13 protein-coding genes and 2 pseudogenes are annotated in these 16153 nt (G+C 69.6%); 9 read left to right on the top strand and 6 right to left on the bottom strand.

The annotated features are described in order from the left end of the window. Nucleotides 1–520 precede the first annotated feature (520 nt). Together ACQPWW_RS23105 and ACQPWW_RS23110 are read left to right on the top strand one after the other, a co-directional pair. Nucleotides 521–882: pseudogene (locus tag ACQPWW_RS23105) on the top strand (IS481 family transposase); the annotation flags it as partial. Nucleotides 883–1046: 164 nt separating this feature from the next. Beyond that, nucleotides 1047–1970: an AEC family transporter gene (locus tag ACQPWW_RS23110; RefSeq protein WP_433125480.1), complete on the top strand. Its 924-nt coding sequence runs from the start codon at nt 1047–1049 to the stop codon at nt 1968–1970. A 313-nt stretch (nt 1971–2283) separates the two neighbouring features. Here ACQPWW_RS23110 and ACQPWW_RS23115 read toward each other — a convergent pair whose 3' ends face one another. The 3 genes from ACQPWW_RS23115 to ACQPWW_RS23125 form a co-directional block, all read right to left on the bottom strand. Continuing rightward, nucleotides 2284–2688 (bottom strand): GNAT family N-acetyltransferase, encoded by a 405-nt coding sequence (locus ACQPWW_RS23115; RefSeq protein WP_433125481.1) that lies wholly within the window; start codon nt 2686–2688, stop codon nt 2284–2286. A gap of 227 nt (nt 2689–2915) precedes the next feature. Then, nucleotides 2916–3239, bottom strand: a complete 324-nt coding sequence (locus ACQPWW_RS23120) for a nuclear transport factor 2 family protein (RefSeq protein ID WP_433125482.1) — start codon at nt 3237–3239, stop codon at nt 2916–2918. Between the two features lie 123 nt (nt 3240–3362). Further along, entirely contained in the window at nt 3363–4193 is an 831-nt protein-coding gene (locus ACQPWW_RS23125) for an SDR family NAD(P)-dependent oxidoreductase (protein ID WP_433125483.1), read from the bottom strand. Nucleotides 4194–4251: 58 nt separating this feature from the next. On the opposite strand from ACQPWW_RS23125, the gene ACQPWW_RS23130 reads away from it, so the two are divergent. After that, nucleotides 4252–4902, top strand: a complete 651-nt coding sequence (locus ACQPWW_RS23130; protein ID WP_433125485.1) for a TetR/AcrR family transcriptional regulator — start codon at nt 4252–4254, stop codon at nt 4900–4902. Between the two features lie 18 nt (nt 4903–4920). On the opposite strand, the gene ACQPWW_RS23135 is transcribed toward ACQPWW_RS23130, so the two are convergent. The 3 genes from ACQPWW_RS23135 to ACQPWW_RS23145 form a co-directional block, all read right to left on the bottom strand. Continuing rightward, a complete protein-coding gene (locus ACQPWW_RS23135; protein ID WP_433134774.1) occupies nt 4921–5190 on the bottom strand; it encodes a hypothetical protein in 270 nt (89 codons plus the stop codon). Beyond that, nucleotides 5082–5888: an alpha/beta fold hydrolase gene (locus ACQPWW_RS23140; protein ID WP_433125486.1), complete on the bottom strand. Its 807-nt coding sequence runs from the start codon at nt 5886–5888 to the stop codon at nt 5082–5084. Before ACQPWW_RS23140 ends, ACQPWW_RS23135 begins: the two co-directional genes overlap by 109 nt. Nucleotides 5889–5978: 90 nt before the next feature. Continuing rightward, nucleotides 5979–7208: an MFS transporter gene (locus ACQPWW_RS23145; RefSeq protein WP_433125488.1), complete on the bottom strand. Its 1230-nt coding sequence runs from the start codon at nt 7206–7208 to the stop codon at nt 5979–5981. A 420-nt stretch (nt 7209–7628) separates the two neighbouring features. Here ACQPWW_RS23145 and ACQPWW_RS23150 point away from each other — a divergent pair, with 420 nt between their 5' ends. The 6 genes and pseudogenes from ACQPWW_RS23150 to ACQPWW_RS23175 all read left to right on the top strand — a co-directional run bounded on the left by ACQPWW_RS23150 (nt 7629) and on the right by ACQPWW_RS23175 (nt 15994). After that, the gene (locus tag ACQPWW_RS23150; RefSeq protein WP_433125490.1) at nt 7629–10787 is read left to right on the top strand and encodes a BTAD domain-containing putative transcriptional regulator; all 3159 of its coding nucleotides are present in this window, start codon (nt 7629–7631) and stop codon (nt 10785–10787) included. A gap of 79 nt (nt 10788–10866) precedes the next feature. After that, on the top strand, nt 10867–13239 hold the full coding sequence (locus ACQPWW_RS23155; RefSeq protein ID WP_433125492.1) for an ATP-binding protein: 2373 nt from the start codon (nt 10867–10869) through the stop codon (nt 13237–13239). A gap of 122 nt (nt 13240–13361) precedes the next feature. Then, the gene (locus ACQPWW_RS23160; RefSeq protein ID WP_433125493.1) at nt 13362–14690 is read left to right on the top strand and encodes an amino acid permease; all 1329 of its coding nucleotides are present in this window, start codon (nt 13362–13364) and stop codon (nt 14688–14690) included. Between the two features lie 432 nt (nt 14691–15122). Then, nucleotides 15123–15296, top strand: coding sequence for a hypothetical protein (locus tag ACQPWW_RS23165; protein WP_433125494.1), 174 nt, complete (start codon nt 15123–15125; stop codon nt 15294–15296). Between the two features lie 24 nt (nt 15297–15320). After that, nucleotides 15321–15611, top strand: a pseudogene (locus ACQPWW_RS23170) (transposase); the annotation flags it as partial. A 203-nt stretch (nt 15612–15814) separates the two neighbouring features. Beyond that, a complete protein-coding gene (locus tag ACQPWW_RS23175) occupies nt 15815–15994 on the top strand; it encodes an IS3 family transposase (RefSeq protein ID WP_433134498.1) in 180 nt (59 codons plus the stop codon). Nucleotides 15995–16153: the final 159 nt, after the last annotated feature.

Consider the following 16153-nt stretch of genomic DNA (forward strand, 5'->3'; position numbering starts at 1 on the left):
GGCTCGACGCGCTTGGCTTGCTCAAGCGATCCCTGACCCATCAAACCTGCCCGTGCCGACCGCACTCGCTGAGGCATTCGCCGCCTGTCGACGCCGCGTGAAGACTGACCCGGTGGTCCGAGCGGGTTCCGGGGCGTTTTCGAGCGGTCGTCGCAAGGTGACGATCGTCAGGGGGCCAGATTGGCATATGGGCAGAACGCCGGGTCCTCTAGAGACCTTCCTCCCATCCTGGATCGCTAGCCGGGGAATGCCCGAAGGACTTGGCGTTCATCCAGCCATGACGGTGAGGACGGCGCCTCTCCAGCGTCCCGCGAGGGTCGCGGCCCCAGAATCGTTCTACAACGTCGCCACCGAGATCGACCGCCTTGGTGCCGTCGATGGCTACGGCGGCACCAGCATGCACGAACGATCCCACGGTGAGTCGTTCCTCGACCTAGCCACCCACCGCTTCAAGGCCCAATGCCTGTATCACTCGAGAGGGGCGAATCGGTGCTCTCTCGCGTGATGTGCGCAAGATTGTGCACTGCGGTGGAAACAACGTCTCGGACCCGTGCAGATTGGCGGGCTCCTGGGCATGCCGGCCTCAACCGTGCACGCGGTGCTGACCCGCTGCCGGCTGCATCGGCTGTCACACATCGACCGGATCACCGGGGAACCGGTCGACCGCTATGAGCACCCGCATCCGGGCGCGATGCTGCACGTGGATGTCACCAAGTACGGCAACATCCCCGACGGCGGCGGCTGGCGTTTCGTCGGCCGCCAGCAAGGCAAGCGCAACCGCCAGGCCACCGCTGGGCGCACCGGGCACGCAACAGCGTCTACGAACCTCAGATAGGCACCGCGTTCGTGCACACCGTCATCGATGATCACTCCCGGGTCGCCCGCTCGAATGGCTCTGGCGATGCCTCACCTGGTGGCAGCGGGTGCCGATCCGCCGCGCCTGATGGCTGAACCCGTCACGGTGCGATGGCGGGATGTTTGTGCGGTCCGAACGGGATGCGAGGCTGAACGCGTGGCTTTCCGATCGACGAACATGTGATGCTCGGATGAGCTTGGTGGCGGCGTTCGTACCGATCTGGATCCTCACCGCGCTCGGCTACGCGGCCTGTCGCTGGGGCCTGCTGGGCGAGGCGGCGGCGGCGGTGCTCGGCCGGTTCGTGTTCCACCTCGCGATGCCGTCCGCGCTGTTCCTCGCCCTGTCCCGAATGCCGCTGTCCGGGTTCGCCGGCCGCCCGCTGCTCGCCTTCGGACTGAGCACCGCCGCGGTCGTCGGGTTCGGGTGGGTCGGCGCGAGCTGGCTGTTCGCCCGCACGCCCGGCGAACGGCCGATCTGGGGCATGGCCGCCGGGTACGTCAACTCGGCGAACCTCGGCATCCCGATCGCCACGCAGGTCCTCGGCAACGTGTCGTTCCTGGCGGAGGTGGTGCTGCTGCAGGTGCTGGTGGTGACGCCCGTGATCCTGGTCGCCCTGGACCGGCACAGCGACCCGACCGGGCGGGTACGGGTCCGCCGTATCGCCTCCCTGCCGGCACGCAACCCGGTGATCCTGGCGTCGCTGCTCGGCGTCGCATGCTCCATTGCTGGCCTGCACCTGCCGTCGGCGGCCGGCGCGCCGCTCACCCTGCTGTCGGACGCCGCGGCACCAGCCGCCCTCGTCGCGCTCGGGGCGTCACTGCACCGCACCGCGCCGTCGCGGGCCGAGCCGACCCCGCCAGCCGAGCTGGCCGTGATCACCGCGCTGAAGCTCGTCGCACAGCCGGTCATCGCGTACGCGGCCGGGCTGGCCCTGCACCTGTCCGCGCCGCAGTTGCTCGCCGTGGTGGTGTGCGCGGGCCTGCCGACAGCGCAGAACACATTCATCTACAGCCAGGAGTACGGCGTCGGCGAAACGGTCGCCAACCGGGCGGTGGTGGTGACCACGACCCTGTCCCTGGCCACCCTGGCCGCGGCGGCGACGCTGCTCGACTAGCCGAACGCGCATCGTGCGACCCTCAGCTACGAACGCGGTTGCGATCACCGCGCCGACAGACGTCCAGCCGCTCCGGTAGCGCCGAGCGGCCTCACCAGGCGGTACTCACCCTGACGGACTCGTGTCGCCGACCACCATCGTCGGCTATGTGCTCTGCCGTGGCTGGTACGCCTGGCACCGCGGCGCGCTGGGACCAGACGACAACCGTTGACCGTACCCGCCGCTGGCCGCCGGGCATTCCAGGTTGAGTGAGCCCCCCGTCATGTCAGCCGCATGAGGGCGCACCGTGCGTCTAGCGTCGGTGGCTGCTTACTCAGGGCAGATCGCGGCGCAGGATGTAGTTGAATCCGAAATCTGTCTCCGTGGAGCGGACGTCGACGTAGCCGAGCCGACGGTAGAAGTCATGAGCGGTGATGCTCGCCCCGGTTTCCATGTGGTCGTAGCCGTCGATCACCGCCAGCGTCTCGATGTGGCGCATGAGGAGCCGTCCGATGCCGCGACCGGCGGCCCGTGGGTGCACGAACATGGTGTAGACCTTGTTGCCGTCGCGGGAGACCGTGCCGACGACGCCGTCTACCTCTGCGACGAACATCTGTCGTTGCACGGCGAGTTCCCGGATGCGGTTTTCGGTGAAGTGGTCGCACATCCGCTCGATGACCTCGCTCGGATAGTCGCGACTGTTGATCTCACGCAGGCATCGTTGGATGAGGCCCGCCACGGCGGGGGCATCGACGCTGTCGAACCGTCTTATCGTCGCCACCGATGTATCTTGCCTGCACCCAGGACCGCGCGCGACGCCGTCGGCAAGGGCCGGCAACAGTAGTAGACCAGTGTTCGGGCCCCGTCACGCTGCGTCGGCCAGGTGGTCGTTGATGGTTCCCCCGGCTGTTCCGTCAACTGCTCACCGGCCGGAGCGGCCAGCAGCCAGCCCCGGCCGGTGACGAATCAGACGGGCTCGATCGCGAGGTCGGCGACCTGGTCGTTCTTGATGTCGAACACAAATGCGAATGACAGAGGCCCGCCAGGGAAATCACCGTCCCCGGCGGCCACCAGCCGGTCGTCCGCGAACGAGGTCGGCGTGAGCACGACCTTGGGGTCGATCAGGTGCCCCTGGATCCACTCGCGGATCTCGACCTCGCCGGCCCAGGTTTTCCCGTCATCGCGCACTGTGGCTCCGTCGCCGAAGACAGCGGCCAGCGCGAACGCGTCGTGCGTGTTCACGGCCGTGATGAAGTTATCGACGGCCTTCGGCAGAGTGATGTCGTTCATTTCTGCTCTCCAGTTCTCTCGGGCGCCGGGACGCGGGCGCGTCATGCGCCGGGCACATCCTGATGAGGGCTTCGCGGCACTGTCGACTTCCGCGAGATGCAGACACAACTTCTGGAAACAGGCTCAGAAGTCCGCTCCGCGGGAGAGCTTCTCGTTCGCGCGCAACTCGGCGAGTGCGTTCTCGTGCATCGCGACAGCGACGTCGTAGCCGGAGTTGCCCAGCACGATTCGTTTCGGCGGAGCGAGCGCGTTCATCGCGCTGATCACGGCCTGCACTCCACGAACAGGGTCTCCTGCCTGCTTGCCGTTGTGGTCCACGAACGCCGCCTTGACGCCCTCGACCATCGGCACGTAGGCGTCCACGATCTCGTTGACGTCCTCGTCCTGGAAGTAGGTGAAGGCCTTGGTGCGGAACGCCCCCGGCTCTACGACGAGCACGCGCACACCGAACGGCTCAACTTCCTGGCGCAGTGTCTCCGACAGTCCTTCGATCGCGAACTTCGCCGCCGCGTAGTAGCCGAATCCCTGTGCGCCGACGAGGCCTGCCACCGACGACATGTTCACGATCCAGCCGCCGCCGCGTGCCCGCATACCGGGCAGGACCGCTCGCATCACCTCGACCACGGCGAACAGGTTGAGGTCGAACGTGCGGCGGATCGTCTCCTCAGGGGCACCCTCGATGGAGCCGTACCAGCCACGGCCCGCGCTGTTGACGAGCACGTCGATTCCGCCGAACCGCGCCTCGGCCGCTGTGACCGCCGCACGCACCTGGTCGACATCGGTGACGTCGAGCTGGAGAACCAGCACGCGGTCGCCGTGCGGTTCAGCCCACTCTCGCAGTTCAGACGGCCGACGCGCGGTCACCACCACCTGATCGCCCTGCTCCAGGGCAGCCTCGGCGTAGACCAGACCGAACCCTCCGGGAGTCCCACCGGTGATGAACCAGGTCTTCATGAACTTCTCCCCTCGCTATAGAAAGCAATGTAGCGCTACATGAGGTAATGTAGCAAGCATGCAGAACGCACGGGATCGACTCCTGCTCGCCGCGGCGGAGTTGCTGCAGAGCGGCGGCGCGGTGTCCACGAGGGCGGTGTGCGATCGCGCCGGGGTGCAGGCCCCGACGCTGTACCACCACTTCGGCAGCAAGCAGGGCCTGATCGACGCCGTGGCGAGCCACGGCTTCACCCAGTACACGGCGGTCGAGAGCTCTGACGACCCGCTGGACGACCTGCGCGAGGGCTGGGACAGGCATGTGCAGTTCGGGCTGGAGCACCCGTCGTTCTACGGGCTGCTGTACGGCCGCGCCGAGCCGGGAAAGCCCTGCGCCGTCACCGCTCCCGCGCACGCCGCGTTGCGCGATCGGTTGACCGCCGCCCGGGGCCGGCTCAAGGTGCCGGCGGCCGATGCCGCCGAACAGGTATTGGCCGCCAACGTCGGCATCACGCTCACCTTGATCAGCCAGCCGGAGCCGGATTTCGGACTGTCCGGACGCGTCCGCGAGGCCGCGCTGGCCGGAGTCCTGCGCTTGCCCCCCACCGACGCTCCCGCGACCCGCGCGAGCGCCGCACTGACGCTGCGCGCGCTGGTCGGCGACGACCCGGGCGACCTCACCCCTGGCGAACACGCGCTGCTCGGCGAGCTGCTGGACCGCCTGGCCCGCTAGCGTCTGCGGCGAAGTCGGTCACAGCCACTTGTTGGTCGCGGCGATGGGCACGGTGACTTCGACCGGCGCTCCGTGGTCGCGCAGCAACTCCCGAAGCCGCCGTACCCGCCGGTCGGACTCGACGGCGAGCGCGTCGATCAGGTCGTGCGGCGGATCGTCGTCGACCTCCTCGCCGGGAACTACCTCGCCGGCGGCGTGTGCCTGCTCTGCCAGGCAGGCCATGACGTCGGCGGCCTCCGCCAGCCGCGGATCGTCCTCCTCGTCCCCGTCGAAGATCTCCGAGAGCACCCAATAGAGGCGATCTTGCCGGGCATCCACTCGACGACGCGACCGGGCCAGCGCGCCGCGACCAGGATCCATCCGTCCCGTTCGGCCTCCACCATCCTCGGGGACGCCCCGATGCTCCGCAGCCGGTCGAGGTAGGCGGCGACTTCCGGTGGGAGCGCCAGGCTGTCCCCGGCGGCGAGCGGCTGTCCCAGCCCTGTGCGCCGGCGGAGCGGAACCGTCAGCTCGCGGTCTCGCGGACCGCCTGATCGATGAGGGCCACAGTGGTCTCCGGGTGCGAGACGAAGACCAGGTGCGAGGCGCCGTCGACCACCCGGACGGTGGCCCCGGCCCGATCCGCCATGAACTCCTGCGTCTCTGGCGGGATGATCAGGTCCGACCAACTCCTCGACCGCCTCACCGGTGTCCGGCATGAACGCCGCCAGATAGACCAGCGCCCGCACGTTGTCGCTGCCGGCTGCGGCGGCGGAGATGACGGCACCTCCGTAGGAGTGGCCGACCAGCACGATCGGCCCCTCGATGCGGTCCAGCAGCGCCTTGACCCCGGCCGCGTCGGAGGCGACGCCGCGCAGCGGATTCGGCGCCGCGACCACCGGGTATCCGGCGGCCAGCAGCCGCCGGATGACGTCCTGGAAACCACTGCTGTCCGCAAACGCACCGTGTGCGAGCACGATTGTCGGTCGGCTGTGTCCACTCACCATGGCGTACCTCTTCTCTGATCCTCGGGTGCGGTCGGGATCGACGCCAGGGGCGGGGTTTGGACAGCGACTGAACGCGCCGGTCGCGGTGCATCAACTGGCCGTCAAGTCGCGCACGCCCCCGGGCCGGGGCGGCACGTCGAATGCCGGAGGTACGTCCCGACCCGCGCGACGCCAGAGGGCAATGGGCAGGGCGGCGAAGAGGACGCTCGCAAGCCCGAGCAGGCTGATGGCCGCCGCGACGCCGATCGCATCGGCGACCAGCCCGGCGAGGGCTGCGCCGAGTCCGTGCGCGGTGAGGTTCGTGGACGCCGCCAGACCCAGCCCTCGGGCACGCTGGTTGGCGGGGAGCAACTCCGCGAACGTGGACACCGAGATGACGATGAGCACCGCCCAAGCCGCGCCACTGAGACCGAAGACCAGCACGATCAGGTACGGGTCGTCCAGCACGATGACGGCCAGCAGCGGCAGGCCGGGTGCCACGCACGCCACCGGGAACGCCCGCGGGTAATGTGCCGCGACGGCGTACCTGGCGAAGAGACCCAGGGCCGCCACGGCGAACAGTCCGGCCGAGGCCATGAACAGGCCGACCCACCCCGGGCTGAGGCCCACCTCGGCGGCGAGCGCCACGGCCAGCGCCTCCGGGGCGATGAGGAACAGGGCTGAGAACGTCATCAGGACGATCGCACGGCGGGCCGACGACCGCCAGATTTGGCCGAGCGTCGAGGTGATCGTCGTCGGCTCACCGGCGGCCGCGGCCGTACGACGCCTGACGAACAGCAGGATGACGATCGCCGACACGGCGAACGTGAGGCCGTCGACAACCAGGCAGATGGCCGGCGTGAAGGCAGTGGACAGGAAACCGCCGGAGGCGAACCCGGCCAGCGTCGCGCCCTGGTTTACCGACTGCCGCACGGCCATCCCTGCGCCGTACCTCTCAGGCGGCAGGATGTCGCGCAGCAGCGCGAGGCGGGCGGCGTGGTAGGGGCCGCTCAGCAACGCCGACATCGCCACCAGGCCGCACAGCAGCGGCAGCGGAGCACCGGGAATCGCCATGGCAAGGACGATCACCGCCCTCATCCCGTCGATGACTACCAGGACCTCGCGGCGAGGCCGGCGGTCGGCCGTCGACGAGAGCAGGACGCCGCCCACCACTGTGGGCAGGTAGGTAAGCCCGTAGGTGAGCCCGCTGAGCCCGGCTGACCCGGTTCGTCCGAAGACCAGCACGGCCAGCGCCACCCGGGCGAGCTGGTCACCAAGCACCGACAGCAGCTCGGTCACCGTGATGGCACGGAACTCCCGGTTGCGCAGCAGCGACATCATGGTGGCGTCCTTCCGGTCCCGGCCCGACCCGACACTCCGGACGTTTACATCAACCACTGCAGATTCACTTCCGAACTGGCGAGCACGGCGTTCAGTGCCTGTCAACTCGCCGACGGTTGACTCCAACTCAGGTCAACGATGTCGAGGAGGTGGCCATGAAGAAGTTCACGCCGTACTGGTGACCCGGCATGCAGCCGTGACGACGGTCGGTGGAATCTCCCTCCGGAGACGCCACCGACCGTCCCGCCCACGACGTAACAAGGCCGACTCGTAGACCCGGTAGAATCGACTGGTCCACGTACACCGTGCAGGTGGAAGCAAGCGACGATCGTGTCATGTCGGTTCGGGGTCGATAGCGTGGCCGTGCCAGTCCCTCCTGACCCACCCGGCGACGAAGATCCGCCGGTTGGTCGCTCCTCGGTGTCCCTGCAGATCCTCGGCCCGCTGCGGATCTGGCGCGACGACGTCGAGTTGGATGCCGGCCCCCGGCAACAGGCTTATCTCCTCGCGCTGCTCCTGGCCCGCGTCGGCAGGCCGATCAGCACGAGCGAGCTGATCGATCTGATCTGGGGCGATGACGCCCCCGCCAGTGCCCTCAACGTGATCCAGAAGTACGTCGGAGCAGTACGACGGATCCTCGAGCCGGAACTTCCCGTCCGGGGCACCGGCTCGTTCCTGCACCGTCGCGGTAACTCGTATCTGTTCGTCGCCGCCCCCGGCGCGCTGGATCTCGTCGCTTTCCGGAAACTCGTGGGTGCGGCCACGGCCGCCGCGGCGCGGCAGCACCACGAAGCGGCGCTCCACCACTACATCGATGCACTCGGCCTGTGGCATGGCCCGGCAGGTGGCGGCATCGGCGACGGGACGGGCGCGGAGGCCGCCTTCGCCGTGCTCGACAACGAGTTCTACGACGCCTGCTCGGCTGCGGCCGAGCAAGCGGTGTCGCTGGGCCGACCGGAACGGGTGCTTCGCGCCCTGCGACTGGCCACATCGATGGCACCGTTCCACGAACCCGTGCACGCCGGTCTGGTCGGTGCCCTTGGCGCCGCCGGTCGCCAGGCGGAGGCACTGGCGGTCTTCCGTGCGGTCCGCGATCGCCTCGCCGACGAGCTAGGCATCGACCCAGGTCCGGCACTGGAGGACGCACACCGGCGGGTTCTGGCCCAGCCATCGGTGTCGCCGCCGTCGATGGACACGGCAGACGAGGTCCGGGTGACCACTGGAGCCGGTCTGGTCGGCCGGATCGAGGAACTCGCCGTGCTACGACGCACCGTGCAGAGCGCCATTGCCGGGGGCGCGGCCATCGGCATCCTCGAGGGTGAACCGGGCGTCGGCAAGACCCGCCTGCTGGAAGAGGCCGCGACGGTGGCGGACCAGCACGGCGCGCTGGTGATCTGGGGTCGCTGCCTGGAGGGCGACGGAACACCGGCGATGTGGCCGTGGGAGCAGGCGCTAAGCGCGGTCGTCGACAGTTTGCCCGCGCTGGAGCGGGAGAAGTGGCTCGCCAGCGAGCTCGGCATCCTGCTCGGGCTGGGCAGCGACGCCGTCCGGGCGGTTCCCGACGGTAGCGCCCAGTTCCGGCTCTTCGAGCAGGTCGTCGCCCTCGTCAGAAGTGCCTCGGCACAACGACCGACACTCCTGATCCTCGATGACCTGCAATGGGCCGATGATGCCTCCCGGCGGTTGTTCAGTCATCTGGCCGGCCGGCTGCCCGACCGCACCGCAATCATCGGTGCGCTTCGCGACAGGGCGCCGGTGCTCGGCTCGGCCCTCTCCCAGGTGCTTGCCACGGCCAGCCGGCTGCCCGGCCATCGCAGGCTCAGGCTCGGCCCGCTCGGACTGACCGACGTCACCGCACTCATCCGCCGCGAGGCTGGCCGCGAGCCCGACGACGCCGTCGCCCGCGCCATCCACGCCCGTACCGCCGGCAATCCGTTCTTTGTCCAAGAACTGTCCCGGCTGCTCAGCGAGGACGGCGCGCTCAGCGAGGATGGCGCATCCGTACCGGCGGGGGTTCCGTCCACCGTGCGCGACGTCGTTCGCGACCGGATGGCCGGCCTCGACGACGACGCGCGCGAACTGCTGCACGTCGCCGCGCTCATCGGCCGTGACATCGACCTGCGGCTGCTCTCGCGCGCGGCTGGTGTGGACGTCGCGGACTGCCTCGAACGCCTCGAGCCGCTGCACGCCCTCGGCCTGCTCGAACCCGGTCCGGAGAATCCGTCCTCGCTACGATTCGCACACGACCTGGTGCGCGAGTCGGTCTCCGAGACCACGACGAAACAGCAGATCGTCCGGCTACATCTGCGCGTCGCGGATGCGCTCGAACGGACCCATGGCCGCGACGAGGCCGTCGCCGAACGCCTCGCCTTCCATCTGTGGGCAGCCGGTGCCCTGGCCGAGCCTGTTCGCTCCGGGGAGGCGCTGATCCGCGCCGGGCGCTACGCGGCGTCCAAGCTCGCGTTCGAGTCCGCCAATCGGCAGTTGCGTGCCGCCGTGCAGATCACCCGGGCATCAGGGCTCATGGAGCTGGAGTTGTCCGCCCTCACGCTGCTCGCCATCGTGGTCAGACGGCAGTCCGGCTACGATGCCTCGACCTTCGATCTGCTGGAGCGGGCCGAATATCTGGCTCGCACTCTCGGCCGGGAAGCAGAGGCCGCCGACTTCGCCTTCATCCGCCTCATGGGCGCGTACACCTGCCTGGAGAAGAGTCGTGGGCAGTTGGCCCGCCGGATGCACGAGTACGGTCGGACGTCCTCCGATTCGGGTGTCCGACGCTATGGGCGGCAGGCCTGGGGCCTGTATCACTGGGACATCGGCAACATCGGCGAGGCGTACCGCTGTTTCGCCGGAGAAGACGACGACCCCTCCGTGCCGGACGAGGAGACTCCGCTGCGGCGGGACGGCAGCATTCCGGGGGAAGGACCCGGATGGCGGGCCGTGATGACCGCGCTGAACGGTGACGTCGAGTCGGCGCTGGCCTTCGTCGACACCTGGGACACCCCGGGTGATCCGTACGCGGCTGCGGTCTGCGTCTACTACACCACCATGATCGCATCCATGGCCGGTAACGCGGCCCTGGCCAGACGTGCCGGCGAGCGCTGGGTCTCCGCCGGGCTGGCCCGCCTTCAATCCCAGATCGACCACTACATCCGGCAAAGCTGGTGCTGGGCACGGGCCCTCACTGGTGACGACCCGGCCGGTGCGGCGGCCGAGGCCGAGGAACTGCTGGCCGCCAACCTGCTCGACCCGCCGCAGTGGGGAATCGCCTACCACCATGCTCTGATCGCGGAGATGTGGCTGGCAGCCGGCCTCTCTGACCGGGCCGGGGCCGCCATCGACCGGGCCGACCAGGCCGTCTGGGAGCACGGCCAGCGCTACAGCGAAGGCCTGCTCCTGCTGCTGCGGGCACGCCTGTCGCAAGCGCGGGGGGAACCCCACGCGGTGGTCCGAGCCGCTGCCGAACGAGCCCAGGCCCACTCCACCGCCTGCGGGGCCCGACTCTTCGCCCGACGCGCCGAACGATTCCTCGTCGAACTCACCGAGCCTTCCAACGCCCACACGAGGATCCACGGATAGTGCACCACGAGGCTGACCTCGGCAGGGCCCGGTGCGGGCAACGTCTCGTCCGTCCACCGGGCCGATCTATCATGACGAGGTGCCGCGCCAGACGTCCCCGTTCGGCGACTGCCTACGGGCATCGCGCCGGGCCGCCGGCCTGACCATAGAGCAGCTGGCCGAGCGGTCCGGCGTCAGCGCCCGGGCCATCTCCGACATGGAACGCGGGCACAGCCGCGCACCGCAGACCCGTACCCTCGCCGCTCTCGCCGACGGGTTGGGCCTCGACGATGACGGCCGGGCCGGTCTCACGGCTGCGGCGAAGGAGGCCCGCTCCCCGAGCGCGGCCGGCAGGCCCCGGCTCTGTGAGCCACCACGCGGCGTCACGGACTTCGTCGGCCGGCGTGCCGAACTCGAGATCGTCCGGCACGCTGCGAAGCACGCCGCCGAGATCGACGACCCGCCGCCGGTCCTCGTCGTGCACGGGCAGCCGGGACTGGGCAAGACCGCGTTGGCGGTCCGGGCCGCGCACGAACTACGCGACGACTTCCCCGACGGCTGCCTGTACGTCGACCTGCGCGGGGTCGACGCCACGCCGCTCCCCGCCGGAGACGCCCTGCTGCGTCTGCTGCGTGCGCTCGGCGTCCAGCCCAATCAGGTCGCCGACAGCGACGACGAGCGCTCCGCCCAGCTACGCGGGATCCTGCGTGGTCGGCGCTGCCTGCTGGTCCTCGACAACGCCGGTTCGGAGGCCCAGGTCCGGCCGCTGCTACCCGCGGGCGGCAGGTGCCTCGTCGTGGTGACCAGCCGGCGCGCGCTCGGCGGCCTCGAAGGCGTACTGCGGATCGCTCTGCCGCCTCTCGCGCCGGAAGAGTCCGCCGACCTGCTGCGTGCCATCGCCAGGCAGGCCGCCGACCCGCAGACGGCGCCGCAGGTCGACAGGGTCACCGACCTGTGCGGGCACCTGCCGTTGGCCCTGCGGATCGCCGGGACCCGCCTCTCCACGCGTCCGCACTGGACGGTCCGGCACCTGGTCGACCGGCTCGCCGATACCGGCCACCGGCTGGCTGCGCTGTCCACGGGCGACACCGGAGTGGCCACCGCGTTCGCGCTGTCGTACACGCAGTTGCCGGCCCCCAGCGCCCAACTGTTTCGCCGCCTCGCCCACGTTCCGGCCGCCGACTTCGCGGCGCCGCTCGCGGCGACGCTCATCGAGGCCGCGCTGCCCGACGCCGAGGACCGCCTGGAAGATCTGGTGGAGGTCGGGCTTCTGCAGACGGAAAGCGTCGACCGTTACCGGTTCCACGACCTGATCCGGCTCTACGCCGACGAGCGGCTGCACGCCGAGGAACCGAGCGACACCCGAGCGGAGACCGCCGAACGGATGAACACCTGGCTGCTGGACACCGTCGTCGTCGCCGGCCGGTGGTACGAGCCCGGCTACGGCGGGTTGCCCGACGGCTGGGCCGGCCTGGCGCCTCTGGCCACCCTGGAGGAGGCTGACGCCTGGCTGCGGGCGGAGAGCGACAGCTGGCTGCCGGCGCTGCGTACCGCCGCCGCCCAGGGCCGGCACCAACTCGTCGCCGATGTCGCCGCGGCAACCCGCTGGTACTCCGAGTCGACGCTACGCTGGCGCGGCTGGTGGGAGGTGCGCCGGCTGGCCCGCGCCGCCGCCAACGCACTGCCCGACCGGCGCCAGCAGGCCTTCCACACCAGCCTCTACGCCTGGACCGCGGTCCAACTGATGGCCCTGTACGAGGAGGCCACGGAGGCGGCGATGGAGGCATACCGGCTCGCACAGTTTGTCGGCGACCCCCAGGAGCAGGCCCGGGCGCTCAGTTCGGCCGGCCCCGCCTGGCTGAATCTCCGCCGCTTCGACGACGCGCTGTGGGCCCACCGCACCGGGTGCGAGCTGGCCGACCTGGGCGGCGATCACGACCTGTACGTGGATCATGTGGTGGGCGTCGGCCATGCGTTGGAGTACCTGGGCCGTTACGACGAGGCGGTCGGCGAGTTCCAGCGGGCCCTGACCGAACTTGACGGCCGTCCGGTGGCCGCCCGCCCGGCCTTCACCCTCCGGGGCAGCGCGATGTACGGGGTGGCGTCCTCCTTGGACCGCGCCGGGCGCCACCAGGAGTCGCTGCACGCGGTCGAACGGGCGCTGCCGCTGCTGATCGAGAACCGGGACGACGACTTCGTGGCCTTCGCACTCGTCCTGCGGGGCAAGGCCCGGGCCGCGCTCGGCCAGCCCGCCGAGGCCCGCGCCGACCTGACCCGCGCCCTGGAGCTGCTCGCCGGCAGCCTGCCCAGCCGGCTCGAGGACGAAGCCCGGGTGATGCTGCCCACGCTGGACGGCGCCGGTCCCGCCGACCTGACCCGTGACCTGGAGGCGCTCGCCGCCAGCCTGGACAGCCGGCTCGAGACCGAGGCCCGGGCGACGCGGGCCGTCCTCGACGGCACCGATCCTGCCTGACGTTCTGCGTATTTTCCTTCGTTGTTCGGCCCCGACCAGCTTGTTTGCATGGTGACATGGTCATTTCACCTTCTGTTGCCAGGTCATCGCTGCGTCGCGGCCTCACGTCGGGCCAGATCGGGATGCTCACCATTGGCGGGGTCATCGGCACCGGGCTGTTCCTCGGCTCCGGCCTCGCCGTCTCCATGGCCGGACCGACCGTACTGCTCACCTTCGTCGTCGGCGGGCTCCTCGCGATCGCCCTCACCTACGCCGCCACCGAGATGGCGCTCGCCCATCCCGACCTGCACGGGTTCGGCGCGCTCGCCCACCGCTACCTCGGTCCCCTCGCCGGGTTCACCCAACGCTGGCTGTACTGGGGTGTGGTTGCGATCGGCGCCGGCACCGAAACCGTCGCCGTGGGGATCTACATCCGGTACTGGTGGCCGCAGGTGCCGCTGTGGATCCCGGTCATGCTCGCCGCCGCAGCGATCATCACGGTCAACGTGTTTCCGGTGCGGGCCTTCGGCACTGTCGAGTACTGGTTCTCGTCCATCAAGGTTGCCGCGATCGTGGTGTTCCTCATCCTCGGCACCGTGCTCCTCACCGTCGGGCTGCCCAACCGACCGGCGACCGGCCTGTCGGCGATCACCGACGCACCGTCCTACCTGCCCCACGGACTCACCGGCCTCGTGGTCGCGCTGATCGTGGCGACCTTCAGCTTCGGCGGCACCGAGGCGCTCGCGCTGACCGCCGCCGAGTCGGCCAACCCCGGGCGCGACCTACCGCGCGCGGCTCGCGGGACGATTCTGCGCGTATGCCTGTTCTACCTGCTCAGCATGGTGGTCATCGTATCGGTGTCGCAGGCCGTCGGCCGGGTGCCGGACGGCGCGCTCGCCACGAGCCCGTTCGTGCTGGTCTTCGAGTGGACCGGGCTGCCGGCCGCCGCCGCGGTGATGAACTTCGTGGTGCTCACCGCCGCACTGTCGGCCCTCAACACGGTCTTCTATGTGTCGACGCGCACGCTGCACTCGCTCGCGGTCGACGGCCAGGCGCCGGCCTGGGCGAGACGGGTCAACCGCCACGGTGTGCCGGTGAACGCGGTCGCCGCGTCGGCCGTCGGGCTCCCCCTGGCGGTGACGGTGTCCCTCGTCTCGCCCGACGACGCGTTCGCGAAGCTGCTCGGCATCGCGTTGTTCGGCGCCGCCACGACCTGGGTGCTCATCTTCGCGACCCACGTGGCCTTCCGCCGCCGGCGCACCGCCGACGAGGCGCGCCGGTCGCCGCTGTCGCTACCCGGCGGTTGGCACACCAGTGCCGCGGCGGCGGTTGCGATGGCGGCGGTGGTCGTGAGCATGCTGTTGGTCGGGACGTTCCGGGTCGCGTGGACGGTCGGCGTACCGACCGTGGTAGTGATCGTGGTGACGTACGCGCTGACCCGAAGGGTACGGTGCACACCCCCTCAACAGTGATCCGCAACCACGGCGCCGTCCCAGTCAGCAGCCGAGCCGCTGACTGGAGACGGCGCCGTCGTCGCTCCAGAGGTCGAACTCGCCCCTGCGTCGTGCCGCCCTGGTAAAGCTGCCAGTCGATCGTCACAGTGCAGCTGTACGGCCGCCTCCCACGCGTCGATCAGGCCGACGAGCTGCCGAGACTTCAGATCAGGCAGGTGCGGCGGGAGATCTAGGCAGGTGCCGACTCGACTCGAGCGCAAGGGAAGGCTGGTCTGCATCTGGCCCACCGGATGTGCCCATTAGGGCATCCAGTCGACGTCAAGCGCCTGTTCAGAACCCTCCCTCCTGTCATGGGCGCGCTCCGAACCGCACCGCCTCTGGTGGCGCAACTTCCTGCGGGACAGCGGCGGCACCGGCTTCTGGCACGAGACCTACCTGATCCGGGGCGGGATGGAGGCGGTCTACGACGACATTCCCAGACAGCAGGGCTTCGCCGCCTTTGCTCCCGTGCATCCAGGACGCGGGCCAATGTTCGGTTCGGCCGCGCGGGTCGGGCGTCCCGAGGACACCATCGCGCCGGTCGTCAGCGAGGAAGATCTTTACACCCATGAGTCCGGCCACTGAGTCTCGGCGTGCCGTGACGTTCCCCTGCTCGCTTTCACCGGTTTCCCCCGCGAGATCTGGCGCCAGATCTGGTCAAACAATCCGCAGGAACGGCTGAACAAGGAGATCCGCCGCCGCACCGACGTCGTCGGGATCTTCCCCAACCGGCCGGCGATCATCCGCCTCGTCGGCGCGGTCCTGGCCGAGCAGACCGACGAATGGACCGAAGGCCGCCGCTACATGGGCATCGAACTACTAGCCAAAGCCCGCCTCGTCACCGCCTCGCAAAGCCAACACACCGACGACCAACCCGACCCGACTCCGATCGCCGCCTAACATCAAACCGGATCCAGCGATGGCCGTCTCTTACACCACCAGCGCGGACGTGACCCACGCCCCCCGGACCCATCGTCCGCATCACCGCAGGTCAACGCCCGCCGTCCTGTACAGGATCGCTGAGCACTTCGGGCGCGCTGACCATCGTCGGCCGGCGCGGACAATGCTCTGACAACGCGGTCGCCGAGTCGTTCTTCGCCACCATCAAAACCGAACTCCTACACCGCCAGGCCTGGCCCACCCACCAAGCCGCCCGCCAGGCCATATTCGAATACATCGAGGGCTGGCACACCCGCCGCCGACACTCAACCCTCGGCTACCTCAGCCCCGCAGCCTTCGAGGCCACCAGCTCACAACCGCGAGCGATCGACCAAGCCGCCTAACTAAGATCAACACGACGACCCTGTCCGCCGAAACGGGTCAAGCCCAGGCGGCGAGAGCACGATGCGTCGCCGGAGCAACGACGGTCGCCGATCGGGCGCCACATGGAGTGCCGCGACCTGACGTATGGTCGAGGGACGGTACGTAACCGGTTGGTTTCA

Source organism: Micromonospora sp. CA-240977 (genome assembly GCF_050942285.1).
Classification (GTDB): Bacteria; Actinomycetota; Actinomycetes; order Mycobacteriales; family Micromonosporaceae; genus Micromonospora.

Bases quoted from the DNA above. Each gene is read 5' to 3' on its own strand.
- ACQPWW_RS23110 (WP_433125480.1), top strand. From the start codon at position 1,047: ATGAGCTTGGTGGCGGCGTTCGTACCGATCTGGATCCTCACCGCGCTC.
- ACQPWW_RS23125 (WP_433125483.1), bottom strand. From the start codon at position 4,193: ATGAAGACCTGGTTCATCACCGGTGGGACTCCCGGAGGGTTCGGTCTG.
- ACQPWW_RS23120 (WP_433125482.1), bottom strand. From the start codon at position 3,239: ATGAACGACATCACTCTGCCGAAGGCCGTCGATAACTTCATCACGGCC.
- ACQPWW_RS23165 (WP_433125494.1), top strand. From the start codon at position 15,123: ATGGAGGCGGTCTACGACGACATTCCCAGACAGCAGGGCTTCGCCGCC.
- ACQPWW_RS23145 (WP_433125488.1), bottom strand. From the start codon at position 7,208: ATGATGTCGCTGCTGCGCAACCGGGAGTTCCGTGCCATCACGGTGACC.
- ACQPWW_RS23160 (WP_433125493.1), top strand. From the start codon at position 13,362: ATGCTCACCATTGGCGGGGTCATCGGCACCGGGCTGTTCCTCGGCTCC.
- ACQPWW_RS23130 (WP_433125485.1), top strand. From the start codon at position 4,252: ATGCAGAACGCACGGGATCGACTCCTGCTCGCCGCGGCGGAGTTGCTG.
- ACQPWW_RS23140 (WP_433125486.1), bottom strand. From the start codon at position 5,888: ATGGTGAGTGGACACAGCCGACCGACAATCGTGCTCGCACACGGTGCG.